Annotated in this window: 24 protein-coding genes and 1 pseudogene; 8 read left to right on the top strand and 17 right to left on the bottom strand. The window is 38.4% G+C overall.

Annotated elements, in window-relative coordinates; genetic code table 11:
• The first annotated feature begins 47 nt into the window (after positions 1-47).
• Together I9192_RS09380 and I9192_RS09375 are read left to right on the top strand one after the other, a co-directional pair.
• On the top strand, positions 48-1451 hold the full coding sequence (locus I9192_RS09380; protein WP_200150352.1) for an aminotransferase-like domain-containing protein: 1404 nt from the start codon (positions 48-50) through the stop codon (positions 1449-1451).
• Positions 1452-1575: 124 nt separating this feature from the next.
• On the top strand, positions 1576-1737 hold the full coding sequence (locus I9192_RS09375; RefSeq protein WP_004831130.1) for a hypothetical protein: 162 nt from the start codon (positions 1576-1578) through the stop codon (positions 1735-1737).
• A 39-nt stretch (positions 1738-1776) separates the two neighbouring features.
• On the opposite strand, the gene I9192_RS09370 is transcribed toward I9192_RS09375, so the two are convergent.
• The 11 genes from I9192_RS09370 to I9192_RS09320 all read right to left on the bottom strand — a co-directional run bounded on the left by I9192_RS09370 (position 1777) and on the right by I9192_RS09320 (position 11244).
• Positions 1777-2556 carry a Rossmann-like and DUF2520 domain-containing protein gene (locus tag I9192_RS09370; protein ID WP_005029449.1) on the bottom strand — a complete coding sequence of 260 codons (780 nt, stop codon included), beginning with the start codon at positions 2554-2556 and terminating at the stop codon, positions 1777-1779.
• A 106-nt stretch (positions 2557-2662) separates the two neighbouring features.
• A complete protein-coding gene (locus I9192_RS09365; RefSeq protein WP_005029451.1) occupies positions 2663-3700 on the bottom strand; it encodes a hypothetical protein in 1038 nt (345 codons plus the stop codon).
• Between the two features lie 122 nt (positions 3701-3822).
• Complete coding sequence (locus I9192_RS09360; RefSeq protein ID WP_151961815.1) at positions 3823-5361, bottom strand: OmpA family protein; 1539 nt, start codon at positions 5359-5361, stop codon at positions 3823-3825.
• Between the two features lie 187 nt (positions 5362-5548).
• On the bottom strand, positions 5549-6784 hold the full coding sequence (locus I9192_RS09355) for a dihydroorotase (protein WP_200150351.1): 1236 nt from the start codon (positions 6782-6784) through the stop codon (positions 5549-5551).
• A 16-nt stretch (positions 6785-6800) separates the two neighbouring features.
• On the bottom strand, positions 6801-7817 hold the full coding sequence (locus I9192_RS09350) for an aspartate carbamoyltransferase catalytic subunit (protein ID WP_004831135.1): 1017 nt from the start codon (positions 7815-7817) through the stop codon (positions 6801-6803).
• Between the two features lie 93 nt (positions 7818-7910).
• Positions 7911-8450 carry a hypothetical protein gene (locus I9192_RS09345; protein WP_005029456.1) on the bottom strand — a complete coding sequence of 180 codons (540 nt, stop codon included), beginning with the start codon at positions 8448-8450 and terminating at the stop codon, positions 7911-7913.
• Positions 8451-8628: 178 nt separating this feature from the next.
• On the bottom strand, positions 8629-8988 hold the full coding sequence (locus I9192_RS09340) for a hypothetical protein (protein ID WP_005029457.1): 360 nt from the start codon (positions 8986-8988) through the stop codon (positions 8629-8631).
• A gap of 133 nt (positions 8989-9121) precedes the next feature.
• Positions 9122-9424 (bottom strand): hypothetical protein, encoded by a 303-nt coding sequence (locus I9192_RS09335; RefSeq protein ID WP_005029458.1) that lies wholly within the window; start codon positions 9422-9424, stop codon positions 9122-9124.
• Between the two features lie 42 nt (positions 9425-9466).
• On the bottom strand, positions 9467-10213 hold the full coding sequence (locus tag I9192_RS09330) for an IS5 family transposase (RefSeq protein ID WP_199946784.1): 747 nt from the start codon (positions 10211-10213) through the stop codon (positions 9467-9469).
• 107 nt (positions 10214-10320) lie between these two features.
• Positions 10321-10638, bottom strand: coding sequence for a hypothetical protein (locus tag I9192_RS09325; protein WP_005029462.1), 318 nt, complete (start codon positions 10636-10638; stop codon positions 10321-10323).
• Positions 10639-10662: 24 nt separating this feature from the next.
• Positions 10663-11244, bottom strand: a complete 582-nt coding sequence (locus tag I9192_RS09320; RefSeq protein WP_227567568.1) for a LysE family translocator — start codon at positions 11242-11244, stop codon at positions 10663-10665.
• A gap of 230 nt (positions 11245-11474) precedes the next feature.
• Here I9192_RS09320 and rlmKL point away from each other — a divergent pair, with 230 nt between their 5' ends.
• Entirely contained in the window at positions 11475-13679 is a 2205-nt protein-coding gene (gene rlmKL, locus I9192_RS09315; protein WP_004831142.1) for a bifunctional 23S rRNA (guanine(2069)-N(7))-methyltransferase RlmK/23S rRNA (guanine(2445)-N(2))-methyltransferase RlmL, read from the top strand.
• 11 nt (positions 13680-13690) lie between these two features.
• Here rlmKL and I9192_RS09310 read toward each other — a convergent pair whose 3' ends face one another.
• The 5 genes and pseudogenes from I9192_RS09310 to clpB form a co-directional block, all read right to left on the bottom strand.
• A complete protein-coding gene (locus I9192_RS09310) occupies positions 13691-14155 on the bottom strand; it encodes a hypothetical protein (RefSeq protein WP_005029465.1) in 465 nt (154 codons plus the stop codon).
• Positions 14156-14309: 154 nt separating this feature from the next.
• Positions 14310-14513, bottom strand: coding sequence for an SEL1-like repeat protein (locus I9192_RS22460; protein WP_227567119.1), 204 nt, complete (start codon positions 14511-14513; stop codon positions 14310-14312).
• Positions 14499-14690, bottom strand: a pseudogene (locus I9192_RS22455) (tetratricopeptide repeat protein); the annotation flags it as partial. The gene I9192_RS22460 and the pseudogene I9192_RS22455, both read right to left, overlap by 15 nt.
• A gap of 39 nt (positions 14691-14729) precedes the next feature.
• A complete protein-coding gene (locus tag I9192_RS09295; RefSeq protein ID WP_005029469.1) occupies positions 14730-15029 on the bottom strand; it encodes an SEL1-like repeat protein in 300 nt (99 codons plus the stop codon).
• 93 nt (positions 15030-15122) lie between these two features.
• The gene (gene clpB, locus I9192_RS09290) at positions 15123-17702 is read right to left on the bottom strand and encodes an ATP-dependent chaperone ClpB (protein WP_005029470.1); all 2580 of its coding nucleotides are present in this window, start codon (positions 17700-17702) and stop codon (positions 15123-15125) included.
• A gap of 263 nt (positions 17703-17965) precedes the next feature.
• Here clpB and I9192_RS09285 point away from each other — a divergent pair, with 263 nt between their 5' ends.
• Positions 17966-19111, top strand: coding sequence for a hypothetical protein (locus I9192_RS09285; protein WP_005029472.1), 1146 nt, complete (start codon positions 17966-17968; stop codon positions 19109-19111).
• Positions 19112-19565: 454 nt separating this feature from the next.
• Here I9192_RS09285 and epsC read toward each other — a convergent pair whose 3' ends face one another.
• Entirely contained in the window at positions 19566-20474 is a 909-nt protein-coding gene (epsC, locus tag I9192_RS09280; RefSeq protein ID WP_005029475.1) for a serine O-acetyltransferase EpsC, read from the bottom strand.
• Positions 20475-20747: 273 nt separating this feature from the next.
• On the opposite strand from epsC, the gene I9192_RS09275 reads away from it, so the two are divergent.
• The 4 genes from I9192_RS09275 to I9192_RS09260 all read left to right on the top strand — a co-directional run bounded on the left by I9192_RS09275 (position 20748) and on the right by I9192_RS09260 (position 25640).
• Entirely contained in the window at positions 20748-21236 is a 489-nt protein-coding gene (locus I9192_RS09275) for a rhodanese-like domain-containing protein (protein ID WP_004831152.1), read from the top strand.
• A 147-nt stretch (positions 21237-21383) separates the two neighbouring features.
• Positions 21384-22316, top strand: a complete 933-nt coding sequence (locus I9192_RS09270; protein ID WP_005029477.1) for a family 2A encapsulin nanocompartment shell protein — start codon at positions 21384-21386, stop codon at positions 22314-22316.
• Complete coding sequence (locus I9192_RS09265) at positions 22291-24240, top strand: family 2A encapsulin nanocompartment cargo protein cysteine desulfurase (RefSeq protein WP_005029479.1); 1950 nt, start codon at positions 22291-22293, stop codon at positions 24238-24240. The genes I9192_RS09270 and I9192_RS09265 overlap by 26 nt, the downstream gene beginning before the upstream one ends.
• Positions 24241-24836: 596 nt before the next feature.
• Positions 24837-25640, top strand: a complete 804-nt coding sequence (locus tag I9192_RS09260; RefSeq protein ID WP_010591505.1) for a peptidoglycan DD-metalloendopeptidase family protein — start codon at positions 24837-24839, stop codon at positions 25638-25640.
• Positions 25641-25667 lie beyond the last annotated feature (27 nt).

Genomic DNA, 25667 nt, shown 5'->3' with positions numbered 1-25667 from the left:
CGATGTGATCTGTTATAGTTATTTCACAACTTGTCTTGAATAATGTCATGTATAAATCCGAACAACTGGCTCATAGTCTTAAAGTATTGATTGAAAATGGGACATGGAAAGCACATGAAAAACTCCCTTCACTTCGACAGCAAGTTGAACAATCTGGATTCAGCCTAATTACCGTCATGAATGCTTATCAAGAACTTGAAGCGCAGGGTTTGATTTATTCAAAAGAAAAGTCTGGTTATTTTGTCGTTGAGCAAACTTCTCAACACAGCCTACCAGTACATGTCGTCAATGAAACGATAGAAATCAACTCAGTGGTATTTAAATATTTAAAATCGATACAATCTGAAAATATCATCCCACTGGGTTCCGCATTTCCAAATAGCCAATTGTTATATTCAGCCAAGCTTATTCAATCACTAGGACAACTTGCAAAGCAACGGCGCAGTTATGAACAAACACCCAGTTTACCGCCAGGAAATTATCAACTGCGTAAAACTATTGCACAAAAGTATGCCATGCAAGGTATCCCAACTGATCCCTCAGATATTGTGATGACTTCTGGTGGATTAGATGCCTTAAATCTTTCATTACAAGCGCTAACGCATGCTGGAGATTACATTTTATTGCAAGAAACCATGTTTTATGGCGCATGGCAAGCAGCTGAACGTCTCGGTTTAAAAGTGATTACCATTCCTGAACATGCTGAGCATGGTATTGATTTAGAGGCTTTTGAACAAGCTATTCTTAAATATCCCATCAAAGTTTGTATGATGATGTTGAATAGTCAAAACCCCATTGGTTTCACTGTAAGTGATGAGATTAAACTCAAGCTCGCCAAACTTCTGCATACTCATCAAATTTATCTCATTGAAGATGATGTCTATGAAGAACTCTACTATGGTCAAAAAAAACCGCTCCCAATGAAATATTTTGATCAGCAAAACTGGGTTCTACACTGCTCGTCTTTCTCTAAAACTTTGGGGGCAGGTTTTAGAATAGGTTGGGTCTATGCAGGAAAATTTTCTGAACATATTCAACACACTCAATTAATGAGTACACTTTCAGTCAATTCATTTATTCAAAATGCCTTGGTCGAATATTTATCTCATCGCCATTATGAAAAACATCTAAAAACTTTACGCTCAACTTTACAACGTTATAAAAAGCAATACTTTAATTATCTCAAAGCCCATTTACCTGCACAATGTCATGTGAACTATTATCCTTCAGGGTATTTTTTATGGATTGAACTACCCGAACAAGTCAATAGCAATGATGTCTATCATCAAATGTTGGAGAAAGGCGTCAGTATTACACCGAGTAATTTATTTAATATCACAAACCAACAAAATAATTTTATTCGAATCAATTGCTCTTTTGAATTAAATGAAACATTTATTCAAGCACTTAACCATTTAATTACGATCATTGAAGCAGCACTAAAAGACTAATTTTTATAACAGATGAAAAGTTTCGCAGTTCATCTGTTATATTTTTTTTCTAATTTTTTGTATCTACGCGATATCAACTTATATCGTCATAATTCAATCATATTAAGCAGAAAGAGATTTTGCGATGAATGATGACAAAAGCCCTAAAAAACCACAATATGCGGATAGTTCTATTTCGGACAAAGCCTTTAAACGAATGATTATCTGGTTTTTTATCTATTGTAGCCTATTTTGCATCGGAGTCATCGTCACCATTGGTGCAGATCACGCTGCTATCATTAAATGATGAGTCATTTTAGTAACCAAGTTACAGCAAACACTCACTTTACTCCAGTGAGTGTTTTTTTTGTATTTGTTGACTAAGTAAGCTATAGACACAGCTAAGATCCAGACGTCCTTGTTGTTCCAACATATTTTGATGCATTTTTAAAACGTTCCTATCACCACGCATTGCAGGTCCAGTTTGCATGGCTACGGGATCATTCTGGGTCGCTTTATGTGCAGTTTCTAAAATCAGCGGATACAACAAGTTAAAATCAACATGTTGCGCATCAACCACTTGTTTTGCCATGTCATAACAATAATTACTAAAGTTACATGCAAATACCGCTGCCAAATGTAAACTTAAACGTTGTGCTGAAGTATAGTGATAGATACGCTCACTTAGGCTATTGGCTAACCCTGTCAGTATTGCCAAATCCTCAGTTAATTCAGTTTCAATGAATAAAGGTGTCGTTTTCCACTCAACATTACGATCAAAACTAAATGTTTGTAAGGGATAAAAAACCCCTGATTTTTGATGAAACTCGGTCAAAACTTTCAAATTGGTACTACCAGAAGTATGTACAATCAGAACTTCAGTCAGCTGAGAATGAACAGATTGAATCACTTGTGCAATGGCTTGATCACTGACAGCAATCACCAAGAGATCAATTTTAGGATCAATATGCACTAGCCGTTCTATCGCTTGTGCATTTACTTGAGATGCTAATGTTTCTGCGTGAATTAAATCACGACTATAAATCTGTACAATGTCATGTTGTTCTGACAATTTTCGTGCTAAATGAGTCGCAACACGACCTGAACCAATGAAACTAATACGCATAGCAACATCTTAAATTTAAATTGGCTTACAGCATGCCAATAAAAAAGGGATGAATCAATTCATCCCTTTCTTTATATTTCAGAAAAATGATCTGAATATATTTAGTTTAATTTAACGCGTTATTGAGATAAATAATACGTTCAGCAGTTCGCTTATTAAAACACTTGGTATATTGCATTTCTTTATTTTGTTGAGACATCGCATCATCCCAATATTGGCGTTGTTGCTGATAGGTTTCAACCTCACTTTCAGGCAGTTCACTATAACTTTTTTGTGAAATCACTTTACAGTCTACATCACGCTTTTCAAACCACTCTGCTTGATCTTGCTTGAGTTGTGCCTTCGCTTCTTCCGTTAAACTGTCCCAAGTTTGATTTAAACGATCAACTTGTTTGGCTTTTTCTTCATCAAGCTCTTTTTTACGGATATCCATGGCTTTCTGCGCAAGCTCAGTCTGTGCCGCATTTTCGATCTGATTTTCTTGCTGACGTTCACGTATATCTTTATTTTCTTTAATATAAGCAGCATATTGCACAGCTTTGACAGACACAAAACTGACACCTTGAATAATTGCATCTTGATTTAACACATCCAGCGTTAAACCATCTTGATCTGTTTTAACCACATTATAATTAAATTTGCCTTTTAGCTGATCATTACCGAGCACCAGTTTAGACTCGCCTGCTTCAATATATTCTCGAAGTGTACGATAACCTTCACCTTCACATTCTTCGCTACGGCAATCTTGACCATATTCAGCATAGGCATTTTCAGCACGCTGTTGTAAGCCTTTAGGAAATTGTACAACCAGCTGACTTTCACACTCTAACTGATTGGTTTTGGTAGAATCATTACTAAGAGTGCGTACATTTTTGACTTCAAATTTCAGACCATTATTGATTTTTTGCAATAATGCTTGGTCTGCTTCATAACCTGAATTGGCAATATTGTCTGAAACTTGACGTAAATATTCATCTTTTAAAAATTTCTGAATTTGATCAATATTGCTTTGGTTGGTACAACTCCACTCAGCAAGTGCGGTATTGTTGTCATCTTTTTTCTTTTTAAAATAATCACATCCTGACAATAGCAAAGAACTTGAAAGGGCTATAATTATAAGTAAAGGGCTAAAGGATTTATTCATTGTTTATCCAATCATCTTTTTATCTGCGCCATTTAAACAAAATTTGATGCGATTTTCGAGCAAAAAATAAAAAAGCTTCTTTGTCCAGAAGCTTTTTTATTCATTTCATTATAATGAGAATCTTAAGGTGTGGTTGCACCCACCACTTCAAACTCAATGCGACGATTTTTAAATTGCCCTTCTTTCGTCGAATTATCTGCAATCGGGTTATCCTGACCATGTCCTTCCGCAGTAAGCTGAGAACTATGAACTCCCTTTTCAACCAAATAAGCGACAACGGATTTCGCTCGTTTTTCGGATAAGGTTTTATTTGAGGCTGCATTCCCGACGTTATCAGTAAAACCTTTGACCACAAGTTTTGCATCAGGCAGTTGTTTTAACAAACTCGCTGCTTTATCCAAAATGGCTTTATTGGCATCAGGAATACCTGTAGAACCAGTTGCAAAGTTAATCACCTGAAGGTTTAAAGCTGCGGCAATATCATTGACATTCGCTGAGTCTACTTGAATATTTGACAATGCTTGATCAGCTTGTGAATTACTTGTATCGACATTTGCTGTCGCATCCGATGCAGCGAGATTCGCAGTTGATTGGTTTGCTGTAATATTTACATTTGGAATAATACCTTTTAATTCATCAGCCAATTTTTGTGCTTGAGCCAAATCTGGGGCTTGAATGGTAAATTGATCCCCCATCCATGCCAATGAAATATTCGGAATTCCTTTAATTTTTGTTAAAACTTGATTGATTGCATTTTGATCTGGCAAGTCACCTGCATAAGCTGTATTGGCTGTAATTTGACACTGATCTGCTTGACCAAAAACAGAGGCAACAGCACCTTTTAATTGATCCAACAAAGTTTGGCTACTGGATTGTGCTTGGCAATTTGCCAGCTTACCCTGAGCATCAGTAGAAAGCTGAAATTCAGCAGCTTGTAAATCTACAACAGCCTGTGAAGCTGAGCTTCCAGTTGTAGATTCGCCAACTACAGCAGGTTTACTGCTACATTGCTTGAACAATAATGCAGCTAAACCTGCAATCACCAATAAAGCAATGATGGGCAACAGCCAATTTGATTTCTTTGGCTCATCTTGAACTGGGTTTGAGTTAAGCGGTGGAACAGGTGTAGGCGTGACAATTTCAACGGGTGCAGGAGCAACGGGCTCAACAGGTGGTATGACCGTTTCTGCAACAGGCACAGCTTCTGCATTGGAAGCGAAACCTAAGCCTCCAACGCTGAGCCCAAGTCCTGTAAATAAGCCCCCAGCCCATGCAGGCAATGCAGCCTGAATATTCCCCCACTGCGCCTTAATTAAATCGAAAATTTCATGTTTATTGTCTGAGCCTGCCTGATCTGCAAGCAAAGATAATGTGGGAGAAATAGCATGATTTAATGTGTTTTCAATGTCTTGCGCTGGTGCATCCCCCCGAACCAGATCAAGAAATTGGCTTACCGTTTCTGGACGATAACTAAAAATGTCAGCGAGCCGTGGATTCAGATTTTGCTGAAGTGTACTAATCAGTTCAGGTTTGGATTTAAAAATGGTAAGAAGTATGGGAAAAAATGCGCTTAACGCACCGCTTTTTTCATCTTGAAACTGTTGATCATGTTGTAAAACTTTTGTTGTCACTTGTTGTTTTAAAAGCTCAATAATATTCATAATTCTGGACACTCCTATATCATTGTTGTGTTTGTCGCATTAGAATCACTTATTGATCGTTTTTCATTCTAGTGGTTAATTTTTGATATTTATAATATCTTTTTGTAGCAATAAATGTTTTATATCTATAAAAAAAGCCAGCTTATGCTGGCTTTTTAAACTCAATAGAAGTGAACACTTTCCTATATTAAGCGATAAATGTCGCAACAACTTTACCCAACATTTTTTGATTAATTAGTGGTGTATTTTTCCCATTTGAATAAATGCTGTCTTTGCTCACTGTCCATTCCATGTCTGGATCAACCAATGCCCAACCTGATTCTTTCACCCAACGTTCAGTCATGTTGGCAACTTTTGCAGGTGCAGATGTCACTTTTTCAACCCATTCTAAAGGTTCAAATAAACCTTCACGAACCAATTGAACGCCAAAAGACACATAGGTATCAAATGCACTGATACCGGGCAAAGTTTCAGCAAATGGTGCTAATTTAGCCGAGCCACTTAAAGGTTCATGATGCGTACAAATCGCATCAATAATGCCCTCTTTTACTCCCTTACGAAGTAATTCCTTATCTTGTTCAGCACGTAAAGGTGGGCGTACATGCGCAAGAGAATTAAAACCATCAATCAATTGATCAGTTAAATGCAGTTGGTGCATGGCAACATCCGCTGTGACTGGCAAACCTTTCTGCTTTGCGATTTTGATCAAATCGACAGATGCGCCACTCGAAAGTAAGCCAAAATGCGCTTTAACGCCTGTGGCTTCAATCATTAATAAATATTTTGCAATAGCGATTGTCTCTGCAAGCGCAGGAATCATTGGCAAACCTTGACGTGAGGCAACAAAACCTTCGTGTACACATCCGTCTTTGGCAATTTGATGCTCTTCAGGATAGAACACAACGGTCATATCCAAACCCGCAGCATACTCCAGTGTACGAAGTACCACATCATCATTTTCAAAGGTCGCATAGGCATTTGAAACAGCTGTACAGCCACCCTTTTTCAACCCCGCCATATTGGCAGGCTGTTTTCCGTTTAAACCTTGTGTTTGTGCGCCAATCACCTCTAAGTGGATACCGCCATCCAACATGGCTTTTTCAACCAAACCATGAATTAAAGCGCCGTTATCTTGCACAATCGGTTGAGAGTCAGGTGGCGTGAACACATGTAAAATGCCATTTTCACGAGCAGCTTTACCTTCTGACTTTAGTGTTCCATGCTGTTGTTGACCCGGCTCACGTAAACGCGCGCAAAGATCCACCATAGTCGGCATCAACCACTTCCCTTGCCCATCAATGCTTTCGACAACGTCATTCGAGGACTCTACAAGTTTTCCATCTTTCAGATAAACAGTTTGTACGCGGTCAGTTTTATTGATGGGGTCTAAGACACGTACATTTTCAATTTTTACAATACTCATGACTTTATCCTCTACCTTAAACTGCAATCGCGTCTAATAAACCTTTTTCCTGCAACTGACCTTGCATTGCCAGTGCCAAAACAGCCATACGAACTGCAATACCGTTGGTCACTTGATGAAGAATCACCGATTGATCCCCATCCGCAATGCTAGAATCAATTTCTACACCACGATTCATAGGTCCAGGATGCATCACGATACAATCTGGTTTTGCCAAAGCAAGGCGTTCTTTGTTCAAACCATACATTTTGTAAAACTCAGCTTGTGAAGACAACGCGGGTGAATCAATACGTTCATTTTGAATACGTAAGGTAATGATCACATCGCAATCTTTAACCCCTTCATCCATTTTATTGAATAGACGTACACCTTCACCATATTCATCAAAACCATGAGGCAATAATGTATTTGGTGCAATGACACGGATATCTTTACAGCCGAGCGTTTGTAAAGCAGCAATGTCTGAACGAGCGACACGAGAGTGTTTAATATCGCCAATAATTGCAAGGCTAATATCTTCAAAATTCTTTTTAGTTTCACGGCGAATGGTCAACATATCCAACATTGCTTGAGTTGGATGTGCATGACGTCCATCTCCTGCATTGATAATAGCGACATGAGGACATACAGTTTCTGCGATAAAGTGAGCAGCACCTGAAGAAGAATGACGCACCACGAAAATATCGGCTGCCATTGCTTCTAAATTCCAAAGTGTGTCACGTAATGTTTCACCTTTTGAGGTACTTGAACGTGCAATATCAATATTCAGTACATTGGCTGACAAGCGCTTTGCAGCAGCTTCAAAAGTGGTACGGGTACGAGTTGAGTTTTCAAAAAACAGATTCATCACTGTACGACCTTCTAAAAGCGGTGTCGTTATCAGTTGATTTTGATCATTTATAAAAGAATGGGCTGTATCTAGAATTTTAGTGAGGGTTTCTTTAGAAAGACCTTCGATGGTCAGGAAATGCTTTAAGTTTCCATCATTATTGAGTTGAATCTGACTCGGTGTATGCAATGCCGCCAAGTGCATGAGAGATTCCTTAGAGGTTAAGTTAACGTATTATACAGATTTTCCTTTTCTTTGGCAGACGAAGTTTTGGGCAAATAACGCTAAAAATACTGATCAAATTTTAAATTTGATCAATTTCAAATCAGACTGCTTCACATCCATTTGCAATAGCTTTTGTTTTAATTGTCTTATCAGTTCAATATAGTCTTGGTCGGATTGATCTTTTAAAAGTTCAAGATAACTGTCTAATCTATTCAGTGCTTTATCTCGCCATTTAAACAACTCCTGAATCGGATGATATTTTTCAGGATCTACATGGGTTAGGTCATATTCCAATATTTGGCTATTTGTTAATGCCGTATCAAATTCTTTGACTCGTTTTAGACAATTCAGCGTATCTTCTAGTCGAAAACGGATTTCATGTTCACACAAAAATTTTAAATGAGCTAAATCATGTTGCTCTGCAAAATACTGTGCAAGTGGTAATGTAAATTCCTCATAAGGATACCAACGACCATGTGCGCACGAAATCAATTCTTTAAACTTTTTATTGTCCAACCATTGTCGAAAAACTGCATCTTTTGCCAGTTTATAATCTGCCAAACGTCGCGCTGTTTGAGCGAATGATTCATCTGCTGTACCTGAATAAATCATTTGATGTCTTTTTAAATATTTGCTGATTTCCGTATTAAACTTACTATAACTCAAAGTCTATACGCTATGATCATTATGATTTTTATCAGCTTATAAGTTGAATGGGATACTTACTGTTTCAAATGCGTAAAAAGCTTCAAGCCCGACCATCTTTATACTTAAAGCTTTTAATTTTGTATTATCTCAATGCACCAATATAGTGATGAGAAACTTGTGCACGATATATTTCTTCTTCCGTTGCACCAGAAATATAGCCTTCTTCAGATGCTGAATCCTGTTCTATCCGGTCAACGGTTGTATCTAAATCTGGTTGTTCTTGATCAAGTAAATGCTGTAAACGTAAAGCATGTCGATTGAGCTCAGCATCTTGAGTTGCTAAAGATATATCAATGACATACTGCGCATAGCTTTTATTGTCAACCAAATACATCACATCTATGACTCGCCCTGTTACACGTCTAAGTCTGGTTAAAATGAGTGCCCCAATTGAAAATGCATCTGCATGTGCAATAAATCGATTGTTATTGACTGGTTGCATAAAAATCCCCTGTATTCATTTAATTTTTTAACATCAGCACACTGACCAATACGATGAATAACTAAGCAATTTATATACCAATTTTAAATTCTAACAGCTGTCATCTTTTAAAAAGTTCAATCAATCAGAATCTTTAAGTCGTTGAATTAAGTCGTTGAATCATGATTTGACCGACACATCTAGGTCCTTCCAATAAATTGAATAATTGCCCAATGTGTATATGACGTTCATCATGATCAAACAAAAACCACATTTCTGCTTCATAAGGAGACATTGCATTCATTTTAAGTGCAATACTCCAAGTATTGATCTTATGCTTGTGCAAAATCTCTGTTGTACAGTAATAAACACCATGTTGTGGGATATGCTGACGTCCACCGTTCTCAGGTGTATACCAATCAATCAATACTTCAAAGACTTGCTTTTGTTTTATCATGACAGGTTAGGGTCTGTTGACATTTAGGGTTCATAATTTAACCTACAATGGGAGCCATAAAAATATACAAGCTAATGCAACAGAACTTTCATAGTTCCGTTTTAACTTGTCGTATCGAGTGGCTATTCCTCGAAATTGCTTTAATCTACAGAACATATTTTCTACTAAGTGCCTGATTTTATATAAATACCAATCCATATGGTCATTGTTTGATTGGCTATTGGATTTTTTAGGTATATTCGCTTTTGTTCTAGTTGCTCTAATCTGCTCTCTTAATGGCTCTGAATCGTAACCTTTATCTCCACATACAACCTCTACCTCATTTAAATCGAGTTTTGAAATTAAATCAGGTGCGACTTTAACATCATGCGTGGTTCCATCAGTAATAATGAAATCAATAGGATTACCATTTGAATCTACAACTAAATGTATTTTGGAGGAGTTTCCTCCTGCACTTTTAGAGATTGCCTGATCAGCAATACCCGCAGAATGTTGATGAGCACGAATATGGGAACCATCGATGAATAGCCATTCCATATCGGTATTCAGTGATAATAATTTGAATATAGTGAGTAACTTACCACTACTTGACCAGCAATTAAAACGTTTAAAAATAGAGTTCGGTTGTCCAAAGCAAGTGGGTATGTCACGCCAAGGACATCCAGTTCTTATCCTATAAAGAATCGCTTCAATAAAATTTCTTAAATTTGAGTTGAGATGAATGGATAAATTACGCAAAATAGCTTTCAACTTTTGCCAGTGTTGATCTGTTAACATGGTACGAGGCATAGCGAATAGTAAAATTGGGTTTGGCGATTTAATTTTACTACTTCGCTATTTTTTAATCTAAAAGTGTCAACACACCCTAATTATTTTGTTCACTGATGAATTCCAAGTTACCACTTTGTTTGCTCTCCATCGTCATCGATCACATCAACCTGCACATATTGACCGAATAAAGCCAAAAAAGCTTTTATTTCTTGTCTGAGTTGATCATTTATTGCAGATATTTCCAATAGAATTTGGGATTCTTCAAAAATCAAACGGACATCATATTCCCATGCATTTCCTGTCACTGTCGTTGCTTTTAAATAAACAATATTTGACTGGAGGAATTGATAACTCTGCAATTGCTGAGCGATTTGAATCACCAATTGACGATGTGTTCGATACCAATCTTCAGGCTGAAAGGTGACATAAAATTCCGCTGACATGTCCAAGCTCTCTAGATCATGATCTTATAAAGCAGGTGAATGATAAAAATATGTCCAACACATTTCTATTGAGATAAAAATAAGTACCAATCCCATCGCTACATTAAAAATTCGTGCGCGATTTCCTGTGTTTAAAAAGTTTGCTAATTTTTGCCCCACAACTCCCCACAACACTAATGATAAATAACACACCACAAAATAAATCAGCACAAAAATCAGCAAAGCATTTTCGATTTGACCTGTTGAAAACAAACCCGTACCTGCTACAGCCGCAATCCATGCTTTTGGATTAAGCCACTGCATCAATGCACCTTGCATAAAGGTGGGAATTTTAGTTTGAGCATGGCTTTGGGTAGAAATCGTTGTGCCTTCTGCGCGCAGAATATTTAGCCCAATCCATAACAGTAAAACTGTACCCAATACGGTAATAATATCCAATAGCAAAGGATAAACCACGATGATTTGATATAGACCAAAACAGACTGATGCCAATAGCAAAGTAAAGCCAATTGTTGCCCCTGAAATAAAACCAAAGCTGCGTTTAGCGCCATAATTCATACTGCTGGTTAAAATGGTTAAATTTACAGGTCCTGGCGATATGGACATTGAAAGTGAAAAAATAAACATTGAAAGAATAAGACTCAGCATTTTTTTAAATTTCTTGATTTGATCTTGGTTAGATATGGATATTTGAATATATTTCAAGCAAATCACCACAATCTATAAAAGAATTTTAAGGTTTTTGGAAAAATTCGATCTTCTTGGCACAATCCACAAGTTTTCGTCATCAAAATACGCTAAAATATGCGATTGCTTTAATGTCTTTGGAAATATTCATGAATTCGAAACCGCGTCTTTCTACATATTGGGTTACCTGTGCAGATGGACTAGAAACCTTACTGCAAGAAGAAATTCAAGGTTTAGGGATTCAAAATATTGAAAAATTTCCTGGACGTTTGGTCTTTAAGGGTAAACTTGAAGATGCTTACCGTATTTGTATGTGGTCACGCCTTGCTTCACGTGTGCTCACGCCTATTCATACACATGAACTTGAATTTACGCATGATGCACGTGACGTTGCTGAAGAACTTTATGAAGGTGCGATCAACTTTGATTGGTCGTTAATTTTTGCACCACAAAGTACTTTTGCCATTCGCCTACACGTTGAACGTGATATCAAGGTCAATACTCAATTCGCAACCTTACGTGTCAAAGATGGCGTGGTTGATTCTTTCATGGAAGCAGTGGGTAAACGCCCAAGCATTGATATTAAGCAACCTGAAATTACCTTATATGTACTTGCAGGCAAAACTGAACATACCTACTGCCTAGACTTATCTGGCGATTCTCTACATAAGCGTGGCTATCGCCGTTACATGACCGATGCACCGATTAAAGAAAATTTAGCCGCTGCCATTTTACAAAAAGCCAAATTGAAAGAACGTCACCCAGAAATCATACTTGACCCAATGTGTGGTTCAGGTACGTTTATCATTGAATCACTAATGATTCTGACTGACCGTGCGCCAGGTTTAGTCCGTCGTTTTGGTTTCAATGGTTGGAATGGGCATGACCATGAACTTTGGATGTCGATCAAAGCTGAAGCCGCAGACCGTCATCAAGCCGCATTACAACAACCTTTACCAAAATTCTATGCTTATGATGCAGATTGGGAAGCTGTAAAAGCCACCAAGCAAAATATTATTGCGGCAGGTTTTGAACAGCAACTCGATCAAATTCAAATCGAAGAACGTACATTAGCAGATTGGCCAGACTTCCATGCTGAAGGTAAAACATCCTTTGTTGTCACCAACCCTCCTTATGGTGAGCGTTTGGGAGATAAAGCTTCAAATCGAGCATTATATTTAGGTCTATCTGCGCTTTTACAAAAGAATTTCCCAAATCAATATGCAGCTGTTATAGCTGCAGCAGTTGAACAAGCGGATGTATTGGCTTTCAACAATCCACAAATTTTACGTTTGATGAATGGTAAATTACCGATTTATGTTCGTTTTGGTGATATTAAACCAGCAACAGTCAGTAAGCCCTTCCTTGCAGATTGGCAACCTCAACAATTTGAAAAGATTGAAGGTGCTGAAGACTTTACCAACCGTTTGCAAAAAAACATGCAAGCTTTAAAGAAATGGGCAGTCAAAGAAAATATTTATTGCTTAAGACTTTACGATGCGGATCTACCTGATTTTAATGTTGCAGTTGACCTTTATGGTGATCGTTTGCATGTCCAAGAATATGCCCCACCGAAATCAATTGATCCTGAAAAAGCCAAAAAGCGTTTTAATCTTGCTTTAGCCTCGATCCGTGCGGTAACAGGTTTAGGTCGTGATGCAATTTTTATCAAAACCCGTGCGCGTCAAGAAGGTAAAGCGCAGTACACCAAACAAAGTACTGCGTCTAAACGCTTTATCGTTCAGGAAGGTAAAGCTAAAATTCTGGTCAATTTAACTGATTATTTAGATACGGGATTATTCTTAGACCATCGTCAAATGCGCTTACGCATCGCAGCAGAAGCCAAAGGCAAACACTTCCTTAACCTATACAGCTACACCTCGACTGCAAGTTTGCATGCCGCTTTAGGGGGTGCTGCCAGTACAACCAGTGTGGACTTATCCAATACTTACTTAAACTGGTCTAAAGAAAACTTTGTACTGAATGGTCTGACCGTAGATCATGCTGATGAACAACACCAATTTTTCTCAAGCGATTGTTTCGAATGGCTCAAAGAGGGTCATGAACAATATGACTTGATCTTTATTGATCCTCCAACTTTCTCTAACTCAAAAAAATTCTATGGTACATTCGATGTTCAACGTGATCATATCTCATTACTTAAACGAGCAATGAACCGCTTAACGACCGAAGGGACTTTATATTTCTCAAATAACTATCGTGGTTTTGAGATGGATGAAGAAATTGAGGCTATGTTTGATGTGCAAGAAATCAGCAATGAAACCATTGGTTTAGATTTTAAACGTAATCAAAAAATCCACAGAGCTTGGAAAATTAAACACTTCCCTGTTTAATTTTTTTCTCGCTATTTATACGCCACGGGGTCAACTTCATGACCAATGTACAAGGTCACCCGATCTTGTGTTGTGATACGAACATCGTGGCGTTGATAAGGGTTAAATCCCATATCGATAATTTTATATTTTTCTAAAGGGGTAATATATTTATCCCCCGGTTTATTCGGATCAGGGTCTTTTTTTTGCCACTCAAAATCAGTCAATACAGTAGAATATATTTCATCCTTTTTTGCTGCATCTGCTTGTTGTTGCGCGATCTTATGATGTAAATCTTTTTGCTCATCTACAGATTGTTGAGCATCCTGTTTAACGGCTTGAATAATAATCGGCGAAAGCTTTACTACACCTACAGACTGTTCTGCAAGATCTTGGTCATCCAATTGATTTGCCAATATCTCAGCCGAACCCAGTGCCATTAACAACATCGTCAGTAGCTTTAAATAATCAGATTTTTCCTTTATTTTGATCGTCATGATCAACTTCCCTTTCTTATTATTCCTGTCTAAAAATTATCAATTTTTAACAAATGTTGCAATCAAACGATCAGAAAACCCGATAATAGGTAAAACAGATTAGGCTTATCTGTTAAATAAGCCCGCTTACTGGCTGAAATAGGTTCAAACAGAACTAATCAACACATTCCGCTGTAATTCTGCCTGCATTACACATTTCCCATAACTGCTGGTGTGCATAACGGTTACCTTGTGCTTCAGAACGCTTCAACCATTGCACTGCCAACGTTACGTTTGCAGCAACACCCTTACCTTCCAGATACATCTGCCCAACACTGTTTTGAGCATCCTCATCGCCCTGCTCAGCAGATTTCAACATCCATTGAAATGCTTGCTTTTCATTTTTTGTTATTCCATCCCCATATAGATTCATGAGGGCAAGATTACGTTGTGCATTGGCATCGCCTTGTTCAGCAGATTTCTGATACCATTTTGCAGCCAAGGCTTTATTTTGCGATATGCCCTCACCAGTATAGTAAGCAAGCCCTAAATTATTCTGTCCTGCTGGATCATTCTGTTCTGCTGATTTTTTATATCACTCTACAGCTTTGGAAGGATCTTGCTTGACCGTAAAACCATATTTAAAGAAATCACCAACAACTGAAAATGCTAGCCAAAACCCTCCTTGAGCCGACTTTAGCATCAATGCTGCCCCGTTTTTTTGGGATGCCTCATCTTCGCGATATAATAAAAAGTCAGCATATTGATACATTGCTTCTGGATCCCCCTGTTCTGATCGTTTGATCATTTCTTCAAATGTTCTTTCAGGTAAGGCTTGTGCCAAAGGGTTAAAACATAAAATTGAAAATAATAGGATATAAATTTTTTTATTCATTGAATATTCGCCGTTGATATATAGATTTCTTATAACATAAAAAAACCAACCGTCTTATAACGGTTGGTTTTTTATCTTTGGTACATGACTCGATTAGCTGAGTTTTAATTTCCCAAAATCAAGCTCACCATTTTCAGCACTGATCAAGATGGTATCACCCGCTGTAAATGCACCTGACAAGATTTTTTGCGCCAATGGGTTCTCAACCTGCTGTTGGATTGCACGTTTGAGTGGACGCGCACCATATACAGGATCAAAACCAGCATCGATCAGAATGTCAAACGCTTGATCATCAACATTTAAACGAATATCACGTTCAGCTAAACGTGCGCGTAAACGATCTAATTGAATATCCGCAATGCCTCGAATCTGCGATTTTTTCAATGAGTGGAACACCACCAATTCATCTATACGATTGATGAACTCTGGACGGAAATGCTGAGAAACGGCATTCATCACTGTTGCTCGAACATCTTCATCGCTTGCACCTTCACCCAACTCACGAACATCACTTGAACCTAAGTTAGACGTCATCACGATAACCGTATTCTTAAAGTCGATCACACGACCTTGAGAATCTGTCAAACGCCCATCATCAAGCACCTGCAATAAGATGTTAAATACATCTGGATGTGCTTTTTCCACTTCATCAAACAACACCACGCTATATGGCTTACGACGTACAGCTTCAGTCAATACACCGCCTTCTTCGTATCCGACATAGCCTGGAGGCGCACCAACTAAACGACTGACCGAATGCTTTTCCATAAATTCTGACATGTCAATTCGAATGATCGCATCATCACTGTCAAATAAAAAGTTGCCTAAAGCTTTGGTAAGCTCGGTTTTACCCACACCTGTCGGTCCAAGGAACAAGAATGACCCACTTGGGCGATTCGGATCGGAAAGACCGGCACGTGAACGGCGCACCGCATTTGCGACTGCCACAACAGCCTCATCCTGACCAACGACACGGTTATGCAAGAAGTCTTCCATATGAAGCAGTTTCTCACGTTCACCTTGTAGCATTTTGGACACTGGTATACCAGTTGCAGCACTGACAACTTCTGCAATTTCGTTTTCAGTCACTTTGGTACGAATCAGTTTTGGCTCTTCATTCACTTCCGCAACTTCTTCTTCATTCAAGCGTTTTTGCAACTCTGGAATCACACCATATTGCAAACGGCTTGCTTCAGCCAAGTCACCTTCACGTTGCGCTTTTTCAAACGCTGTGCGAGCTTTATCAAGTTCAATTTGCGCCTGATTAGTGCCATCAACCAAACGTTTTTCTGCAATCCAAACTTCTTCCAAATCACTGTATTCTTTCTGAACTTCAGCAATTTGTTTTTCCAAATGCTCAACTTCAGCCTTACTGACTGAATCCGCATCCTTCTTAACCGCTTCCAATTGCATCTTCAACTGGATTAAACGACGGTCTAGACGATCTAGTGCTTCTGGCTTAGAGTCAATTTCCATTTTGATTCGTGATGCAGCCTCATCAATCAAATCAATCGCTTTGTCTGGCAATTGACGATCTGTAATATAGCGATGCGACATTTTCGCTGCAGCAATAATCGCGGAGTCAAGAATTTGCACCCCATGATGGGTCGCATATTTATCTTTTAAACCACGTAAAATTGCGATGGTATCTTCCACACTTGGTTCATCTACCAATACTTTTTGGAAACGACGTTCAAGCGCAGCATCTTTTTCAATAAATTGACGATACTCATCTAAAGTCGTTGCACCTACACAACGCAACTCCCCACGAGCCAATGCAGGTTTTAACATATTCCCTGCATCCATTGCACCATCACCTTTACCTGCACCCACGAGCGTATGTAACTCATCGATGAACAAGATGATTTCACCATCAAATTTTGCGAGATCTTTTAAAACAGCTTTTAAACGCTCTTCAAACTCACCACGATATTTCGCACCAGCCAATAATGAACCCAGGTCTAAGGACAAGACACGTTTCCCTTTTAAACCTTCTGGTACTTCACCATTGATAATACGTTGCGCCAAACCTTCGACAATCGCAGTTTTACCCACACCTGGTTCACCAATAAGCACTGGATTATTTTTGGTACGACGTGACAATACTTGAATGGTACGACGAATTTCCTCATCACGACCAATCACAGGGTCAAGTTTTCCTTCTGCAGCACGTGCAGTCAGATCAATTGTATATTTATTGAGTGAATCTCGTTGATCCTCATGGTTATTTGCCATCACTTGTTCACCCCCTCGAATATTTTCAATCGCTTTGCGTAGTTTTTCAGTGGTCACACCTACGCCAGTTAATAATGTTTTGGTTGCACCTGTTTCAGCCAATGCCAAGATGACCCAATCTGTAGATAAGAACTCATCACCTGCTTTTTGGGCAAAGCTGTCTGCTAAATTTAATGCTCGAACAGCCTCAGGATTGAGGTTGATATCTCCAGTCGGTGTTCCAATTTTTGGCGCATCCGCCAACGCTTTCTGCAACTTTGCTTTTAACTCAGGGATATTTGCACCAGCCTGTTGTAACAGACTCAAGTTTGAAGGCTCTTCCAATAACACTGAAAGTATATGAATACCTTCAATGGCGGTATTGTCATTACCCATTGCCTGAGATTGTGCATCTGATAAAGCTTGCTGTAAGCGGTTCGTAAATTTTTCAAATCGCATTCTTGTTATTCCTCACAACAAATTTGTACTTGAATAATAGATGGGAACGGTTTTGTAGATTTCAACTATATTTAAAAATTAATTTATATATTTTTCAAAAGCTTATTAAAATAGTCAGGATATATTTCAGTATTAATATTTGTGCTAAATTCATCTTTTTCAAGTCAATTTAAGCAAAAATATTACGTATGACCTTTAAGCGTTTGTATTTTCAACAATATGCTTTAGAGTAAGCAGTATTGAACTTTTTTAGAATAACAACAATGTTGAATTTCAGTAAATTATTGTCGGTACTATTCACTATAAGCATGTTAAATGCTTGTGGCTATCAATCGCCGAACAGCGATAAATTTCCACATAAACATATTCAAGAATTAACACCTGAAACATCAGATCTAGAATTTAAATGGTTTAAATCGCCTGCTGACACGATCTTAAAAGTTTTGAATGAAAATTTTATTGTGTATGATTGTTCGATATTTGAAAGAGTCAATCAACCCAAACGGGATTTAAAAATTTGTAGTTATGATTTACGTACCCATCAACAGCTTCCGGCATATTTTGTCTCGTCTTCACCCCGGCAGTTGATCCAACAAATTGAATATTTAGGTCAAAATCAATTTTTAGTGACTATAAGAATTTTTCAAGCCGATTATCAGTCGCCCACTCAAGCTTATCTTTTCAATGCGCAGACCCAAACTTTTACTCAACTAAGTACCTTTTCTTATGATCAATTTGCTTATGCACTATTGGAGCAAATGGTACAGGAAAAAACTTATCAAAAAAAAGTTTCAGAACATGACATCATCGTTTATTTCGACCCTCAATATGTCTCAGAAAAAGAAGCCGAGAAAGTCAAACAAGAACAAAAACAGCAGGAACAATCTTTTATTCAAAATATAATAGATATTTTTAGAACTCAGCCTGAACAACCACAACGTAACTTTTCACCCAATAATTATCGAGTTCAACCTGCAGAACCATTTAATTTAGCGATGATTGCAAAGTTAAAACAATACTTACAACAGCAGCAAGCCGAGTGTTATCAAGTGATTGATGAAGAAACACAACTCATAAAAACCTCAAAAAACTATATTTTTAGTCAAGATTTTTCCAGATTTCTTCCAAAATTAGAACATTCGATTGAGCTACCTGAATGTAAGACAGCCCCTAAACCAATAATTTCAAACGATAAATACCTAAAATATCAAAGTATTGATGATGTCCAAGGCTCAGGAAATCACTATATTTTTTGGTTTACACCGATTGGATATGATGTATTTGAAATTCAGCAACATGGCAAAACAATACAGTTTAAACTGCCGCTTGAAGCAGCACAGATTTATCGCGTTAGAAATGATCTCATCGTGATCAATGCTCAAACTTATTACATTATTCCTTTGTCTTAGCAAATATAGTCAATCCGCTTAAAAAGCGCATACAGTAAAAATATAATTTCTTGTGATCAATAAAATCAATGCAATGAATATATTGTTGAATCATTTAAAGCTGTCATTGCCACGCTTTATATCAAAAGTTTAAATAGATCTGCGTAAGTAACTTCTCTTTGTTTATCCATTCTTTCTTGAATAGCATTCTTGTGCTGCAAACAAAGCAGTGCTTTGTTTTTGCTCATATACACTCGCTCAACATGGCAACATCCATGTCGCCTCACAATAGAAAGAACATCGGTGATTCAAAAATGCAAAAAAGTCATTCTCCAAAAGTTTGTAATAACTAATAATTTGTATAAAAGCATCAAGCTTATTGAATATGAATGATTTAAATCGAATCACTTGTATCGATAATCAGGGTTGAACTATAGAATCTCAATCAAGATCATCATGAATACGATGAGATTGGCTATACTTCTGTCTTGGTTGCCGAACTCTGCGAAACCGCACTATTTGCAGCAACACTTTGAGTAATCCACACGTTGCCACCAATCACAGCGCCTTGACCGATCGTGATACGTCCAAGAATGGTCGCACCTGCATAAATCACCACATTGTCTTCAACAATTGGATGACGTGCATATTCCTTTTGTAGACGTCCACTATCATCGACTTCAAAACGCTTAGCACCCAAAGTGACTGCTTGATAAATTCGGACATTTTTTCCAATAATACACGTTTCTCCAATCACCACACCTGTACCATGATCGATGAAGAAACCTTGTTCAATTTGTGCGCCTGGATGAATGTCGATTCCTGTTTTTGAATGTGCAATCTCAGCAATTAAACGTGCCAATAGAGATAAATCTTTTTTATAAAATTCGTGGGCAACACGATGATAAATGATTGCCAAAATTCCCGGATAACATAACAACACCTCATCCACACTACGTGCCGCAGGATCACCATCATATGCCGCTATCACATCTGTATCCAAAATACGGCGTATATCAGGCAGTTTTTGCGCAAATTCACTGACAATACTTTGCGCCAGCACGTCAATGACGTCTGCATTTTCATTATGTTTTTTATATTTATAATCATAGGTTAAATTGAGTTTGACTTGCTCAAGTAAGGAATGCAAAGTTTTTTCAAGTGTATGTGCAATATAAAAATTTTCACTTTGTTGTCGTAAATCATGTGGACCTAAACGCATAGGGAATAAAATGCCACATAGGTCATTCATGATCTTCTTAATTTCGTCTTTTGACGGTAATTCCCTCCCTCCAAAGTCTTTGAGACTTTTACGTTGGGTACGCCATTCATTCCGAGCTTCTTGTAACTCATCCACAATATTTTGGATATTCCATTGGATCATATGTTTACCTACCTAAAAGACGTTCCATGATCTAAAAAACCTCACATGAAATTTTATTATTCATCTAAATACTATTTTATTCACAATATGGTAGATAAACATAATTCATATAAGCATATCTGTAAAAAATAATTCAATCTTTATTTCAAAATAAGAATAAGTAATCCATTTTTTATTAATTTATAGAATATACAAAATGTTTATAGTTGTTATCAATACATCTGATACATCAAAGCTTAAATACAAATTTAAGTCAGAAGAAAGGCAATTGAAATGACCAGTTTAAACCAACAACATTTTAACGAATTAACTCAAGCACAAATTGAAAAGATTTTTGAACAAGCGCAACAACGTGTTGAAGACCATTATTTAGAGTTTACAGGTACGATTTTACCGCACGAAGCTTGGGCATTGTATCAAGCTGGTCATGTCGAAATTGTCGATGTTCGCACCAATGAAGAACGAAAATTTGTCGGTTTTGTTGAAGGTACCATTCACATCCCCTGGGCTACAGGAACTGCATTAAACCGTAATCCGCGTTTTGCCAAAGAACTCGAAAGCAAAGTGGGCAAAGATAAAATCATTCTTTTACTGTGCCGTAGTGGTAAACGTTCCGCAGCGGCAGCCAATGTCGCTTTCAATGCTGGTTTTGAAAATATTTATAACATTGAACAAGGCTTTGAAGGTGACTTGGATGAAAACAATCATCGCGGGGTATTCAACGGTTGGCGCTTTCATGGATTGCCTTGGCGCCAAGAATAGCTTTCGAAGTTATTCCTTATACATATTTTAAAAGATTCAAAATATGAAGCATTCATAACAGCACTCTGATTTTACTGGAGATGATAACAATAGACACCTTAAACAAATTGTAATCAACCATCAATTCATATCACCAAGGATTAAAACATGGCTAAGAACCAAGAAGTCACACGCCAAGCACTCAATGATCAGGCTGCTCGCCAACTGGCAAATGCAACCAAAACCGTTCCTCAACTTTCAACAATTACGCCACGATGGCTGACGCATTTATTACAATGGACACCTGTAGAAGCTGGTATTTACCGAGTCAACAAAGTCAGCAATACAGATGATATTCAAGTTGCCTGCACCCAACGTGATGAAGCGACACTTCCACAAACCTTTGTGGATTATGAGCTTAATCCTCGTGAATATTTTTTAAATGGGGTTTCAACCGTACTCGATATTCATACCCGTGTTTCAGACTTATACAGTAGCCCTCACGATCAAATTAAAGAACAATTACGCCTGACTATAGAAACGATTAAAGAGCGCCAAGAAAGTGAATTGATCAATAACCCTGAATACGGGCTATTGGCGAGTGTTGCTGATCAACAACGCCTTTCAACCTTGACAGGCGCCCCAACACCCGATGATTTGGATGACCTATTACGCAAGGTTTGGAAAGAATCAGGTTTTTTCTTGGCGCATCCTGATGCAATTGCTGCATTTGGTCGTGAATGTACTCGCCGTGGCGTACCACCACCGACTGTCAGCTTGTTTGGTTCTCAATTTATTACATGGCGTGGTATTCCGTTAATTCCTTCCAATAAAATCCCAGTGGAAGACGGCAAAACCAAAATCATCCTGTTACGTGTTGGAGAAAAACGTCAAGGTGTCGTCGGACTATTCCAACCTGGTCTTGCGGGTGAACAAGCACCAGGACTTTCAGTCCGCTTTATGGGCATCAATCGCAATGCCATTGCTTCATATTTAATTTCGTTATATTGCTCACTTGCTGTGCTTACAGATGATGCGCTTGCTGTACTTGAAGATGTGGAGGTAGATAAATACCATGACTATCCAACAACCTACAAATAATTCATCTGCTGCAACACAAGATGCACCAATCCATGAATCTGTGATTACCCAGTTGGCAAATGAATTGTTTGCGGCATTACCACAGCAAAAAAAACAAGCTTTGAATTTTGAGCTGCCTGATCAAGTGCTCGGGCAGAGCCATACACCACAGCCAAAAGATCCAATAGCAGCTTTATCAGGTCGTATCCCTGCTATTGTGCAACAAGCTCATTTAAATCCGAAATCTACGCAACATTATGTAGAACCTACGACAGATCATCCTGAACGTCGCATTCTATCTTCGGCGCCAATTATTGGAGGAGCGCATACGCCAGACCCATTCACGGTCACACCTGATTGGAATTTAGCCTTAAATTCAACGTCTGCACTCCCCTCTACTCCGCTAGCAACATCCGCAACACCATCACAATCCGCTTTTTATTTTTTGGATTTCGCTCAAAATGAAAGTGTTGATGCTGAAAATCTACAACACAACATCAGCCAAACAAAAGGAATTAAAAATCCCTATGCCTTTGATGATTATCATGTGACAAATGATCATCATCTAAAAAGCACGATAGAAGATCGTAATGACAAACCTGCGACGACTGAATCAGGCTATTACTTTCTTCAATCACCCACAATTAAGTCTGTTCGTCCACATTCAGATAAGCAAATACCCACTCAGAGTCAAAATTATCAGCCATTGGATATTCTGCAAATTCGAAAAGACTTTCCAATTTTGCAAGAGCGTGTCAATGGTCAGCCTTTGATCTGGTTGGATAATGCAGCAACCACCCATAAACCACAGGCAGTTATTGATCGAATTTCTTATTTTTACCAGCATGAAAATTCGAATATTCACCGTGCTGCACACGAACTCGCAGCACGTGCCAGTGATGCCTATGAACATGCACGTGATGTGGTTGCTCGCTTTATCGGTGCAGCTTCTGCTAAAAATATTGTTTTTGTCCGAGGCACAACCGAAGGGATTAATTTAATTGCAAAATCATGGGGAAAACAAAATATTCAAGCGGGAGATGAAATCATTGTCTCGCATTTGGAACATCATGCCAATATTGTCCCCTGGTACCAACTGACTCAAGAAACTGGCGCTAAGCTGCGGGTAATCCCTGTCGATGATACGGGTCAGATTCAGATTGATGAATTTTTCAAACTCCTCAATCCAAAGACCAAGCTTGTTTCAATCACTCAAGTATCCAATGCACTTGGTACGGTGACACCAACTCAAGAAATTATCGCTTTAGCACATGCTGCTGGTGTACGGGTCTTAATTGATGGCGCGCAATCGGTTTCTCATGTTCCAACCAATGTGAGTAGCTTAGACGCTGACTTCTTTGTATTCTCTGGGCACAAAGTTTTTGGACCTACAGGGATCGGCGCTGTTTATGCCAAATCAGAATTACTCGACAGCATGCCCGTTTGGGAAGGTGGCGGTAATATGATTCAGGATGTCACCTTTGAACATGTGATCTATCAGCCTGCGCCAAATAAATTTGAAGCTGGTACTGGAAACATCGCTGATGCTGTTGGCTTAGGTGCTGCTTTGGAATATATAGAAAGAATCGGTATCCACAATATCGCACGCTATGAGCATGATTTGCTGGAGTACGGTCAACATGCACTTCAAAGTGTTTCTGGTTTACGTTTAATTGGTACTGCCTTAAACAAAGCCAGTGTGATGTCTTTTACCCTTGCAGGTTATGAAACTGAAGAAGTGGGGAAAGTTTTAAATCAGCATGGAATTGCTGTACGAACGGGACATCATTGCGCACAACCAATTTTACGCCGTTTTGGTGTCGAACGGACTGTGCGCCCTTCACTTGCGTTCTATAACACCACTGAAGAAATAGATGTATTGGTTTCAGTATTGCACCAATTAAGACGAGCTAAACTTTATCGGTCTGCATTTGCAAATCAATGAATATCCAGACAGTTCTTTTAGGGTCAGTGGACATTTCATAAATGGCTTGCGTTGTAGGTTAAAATTGAGCAGGCAAGGCATGAAATTAAGAGAATAGCGAGACTATTTTTAAGTTTCATAACGTAGCCTGAGATAATTTTAACCACAACCCTGAGCAAGAACAAAGCACTGCTTTGTTTGCAGCGCAAGGCGTAGCGGGGGCTAGCGTGTTTTTTGTCGCTTCGTCGTTCCCTTGCGAAACAGTGTTTCTCATCATTTAGAATGACTAAATTTCGTATTTCGCGCCTAGAATCGCCTAAAAAACACACCTAGTCGCAAACATAGACGAATTGTCCACAGCCCCTAATGAATCACATGCTAGATCATTAGCATGTGATCGTAAAAATATATCAAATTCATTCTCCCTCCAATCCAACCTATAAACTGTACTCGAAAGCGCTTGATCAATTTAAAAATTGGTCGATTTAAATACTCGCAAGCACAAATGCTAAGCGTTTAAACGATCAACAGGAGTGCTGATAATTTAACAATCATGGGCTTGAGCTTGCTAGGACAATCTCAGATACTGTCTAAAAATTAAATCTTGTATCAGCATTATGTTTTCAATCAAAAAAATCCTCATTTTAAGCAGCCTAATGATCACAACTCAAAGCTTTGCGCTACCTCAAGACTCACGTCGAGCTGGTGGTATTGCGGTGATTACTGTGCCCAAAACAGTGTTGAATGTGAGTTATCAAGGCAAGCCCGTATTGGTTGTTGATGGGACCAATTCGGTGAATCATATTGTATTTGGTATTCCACTTTCTGCTCAGGTTGGCAACCTAGAACTGCAAAGCTCAAATGGTCCAATCAATATTGAGGTGCAACCCTATAAGTATGCTGAGCAACGGCTTAATGTAAAAAACCAGGATTACGTTAATCCAAATCAACAACAGCTTGATCGATATAGCCAAGAAGCCAAAGAGCAAAATGACGTCTATACCACATTTAGCCCAGCCCAATGGAAAGATTTCCCAAATTTCATCCGACCAACTGCAGGTAAATTTAGCAATTCATTCGGTCGCAAACGTTTTTTCAATGGCGAAGAACGCGCACCCCATTCTGGATTAGATATACCTGCTCCAATTGGACAAAAAGTTATTGCACCCGCGGCAGGAAAAGTGGTTGCAACGGGCAACTATTTCTTTAATGGCAATACTGTCATGATTGATCATGGACAAGGTTTAATTAGTATGTTCTGTCACCTAAGTAAAATAAATGTTGAGAAAGGACAAATATTACAACAAGGTGATTTGCTTGGTTTGGTGGGTAAAACAGGACGAGTAACAGGACCACATTTACATTGGGGAATGAGTCTCAACAATGCACGTGTTGATCCACAGCTTTTTCTAAGCCACTAATTTGCTCAAATAGATCGCAAAATTAAG

Origin of the sequence: Acinetobacter bereziniae (assembly GCF_016576965.1) — a bacterium.
Taxonomy (GTDB): Bacteria; Pseudomonadota; Gammaproteobacteria; order Pseudomonadales; family Moraxellaceae; genus Acinetobacter; species Acinetobacter bereziniae.
This window is presented reverse-complemented; position numbering and strand designations above follow the sequence as displayed.